Source organism: Roseicyclus sp., from assembly GCF_052168335.1.
GTDB lineage: Bacteria > Pseudomonadota > Alphaproteobacteria > Rhodobacterales > Rhodobacteraceae > Roseibacterium.
Window position 1 is genome coordinate 1 of the sequence record NZ_JBQLZP010000543.1, and the last position, 1,479, is coordinate 1,479.

2 protein-coding genes and 2 pseudogenes are annotated in these 1,479 nt (G+C 71.1%); all 4 read left to right on the forward strand.

Annotated elements, in window-relative coordinates:
• Positions 1-260, forward strand: a pseudogene (locus ACTS11_RS16605) (hypothetical protein); the annotation flags it as partial.
• A gap of 12 nt (positions 261-272) precedes the next feature.
• Positions 273-650, forward strand: coding sequence for a GFA family protein (locus ACTS11_RS16610; RefSeq protein ID WP_442641412.1), 378 nt, complete (start codon positions 273-275; stop codon positions 648-650).
• Positions 647-1,198: an antibiotic biosynthesis monooxygenase gene (locus tag ACTS11_RS16615; protein WP_442641413.1), complete on the forward strand. Its 552-nt coding sequence runs from the start codon at positions 647-649 to the stop codon at positions 1,196-1,198. The genes ACTS11_RS16610 and ACTS11_RS16615 overlap by 4 nt, the downstream gene beginning before the upstream one ends.
• Before the next feature lie 13 nt (positions 1,199-1,211).
• Positions 1,212-1,479: pseudogene (locus tag ACTS11_RS16620) on the forward strand (hypothetical protein); the annotation flags it as partial.

Here is a 1,479-nt window from a genome sequence, read left to right on the forward strand (position 1 = left end):
TCAAGACGCTGAACCAGGTCGGCGCCGAGATCATGGCGGGGAACGGCCACCTGCCCTTCCGGCCCGCAATGCTGATGGCGGGCGAGGACGATGCCGCCAAGGACGCCGTCGCCGGGCTGCTGCGCGAGCTCGGCTTCGACCCGCTCGACGCGGGCGGCATCGCCAAGGCCCGCCTGCTCGAGCCCTTCGCCCTCGTCTGGATCAACCAGGCCCTCGCGCGCGGCAAGGGCCGCGACTGGGCCTTCGCCGCCGTGTCCTGAAGGAAGACCAAGATGACCGAGACCCTCCACGCCTCCTGCCACTGCGGCGCCGTCCGCATCACGCTTCCCGCCGAGGCAGCCGGCGTGCTGGCCTGCCATTGCGGCGACTGCCAGAAGATGCACGGCAACTTCAACGCCTTCCTTGCGGCCCCCGTCTCCGAGATCGCGCTCGAGGGCGCCGAGGCGCTGGTCTGGTACCAGTCGTCGGAGACCTCGCGCCGCGCCTTCTGCGGCACCTGCGGCGCGCGGGTGCTGAAGGAGGTGACGCCCGCGGGGCGCTGGCTGGTCTCGGCAGGCCTGATCGACGGGCCGACGGGCAAGCGGATCGTCCGGAACCTCTGGGAGCCGTCGAAGCCCGATTGGTACGACCTGCCGGCGGCCGGGGCATGAGCGAGCCGGTCACGGTCGTCGTCCGGCGAAAGGTGCGGCCCGGGCGCGAGGTCGAATACGAGGCCTGGCTCGCGCGGCTGACCGAGGGCGCCGCACGAGACTTCGAGGGCTATCTGGGCGCCGAGTTCCACCGGCCCGGGGCCGAGGGTGTCTACCGGAGCGTGTTCCGCTTCGACAGCCTCGCCCGTCTCGAGGCCTTCGAGCGGTCCGGCTTCCGCGCGCGGATGCTGGCGGAGGGCGCGGCCCTCTTCGAAGGCGACGCCGCGTGGGAGCGGATGACGGGCCTCGAGTTCTGGTTCGACCCGCCCCCCGGCACGCGGGTTCCGCAGCCCTCGCCGCACCGGATGGCGCTGGTGCTCACCGGGGTCGTCTTCGCGCTCGTCCTCGCGCTGACCCTCGCGCTCGGGCCCTTCATGGCGGGCTGGCCGCTCGCCCTGCGCCTTCTGATCACCGTCGCGATCCAGGTGGGCCTGATGACCTACGTGGTCATGCCCTGGCTCACGCCCCGGATCGCGCGCTTCGTCTACCCCCGAACACGAACCCTCTGAACCGGAGAGCCCCATGACCGCAGCCATCGACATCCACTCCAGGAAACGCGTCCTCCTGATCGCGGCCAATCCCGGCGTCTCGCCCACGACGGGCTGGCCGGTCGGCTTCTGGTGGGCCGAGCTCACGCATCCCTGGTGGGTCTTCACCGAGGCGGGATACGAGGTCGACATCGTCAGCCCGAAGGGCGGCGACCTCGCGACCGACGGCTATTCGGACCCGGAAGATCCATCCGGCTACTCGGCGCATGACCTCATCTCGCTCGGCTTCAAGACGTCGGAGG

Coding starts and splice junctions, on each gene's coding strand:
- ACTS11_RS16615 (WP_442641413.1), top strand. CDS start 647: ATGAGCGAGCCGGTCACGGTCGTCGTCCGGCGAAAGGTGCGGCCCGGG.
- ACTS11_RS16610 (WP_442641412.1), top strand. CDS start 273: ATGACCGAGACCCTCCACGCCTCCTGCCACTGCGGCGCCGTCCGCATC.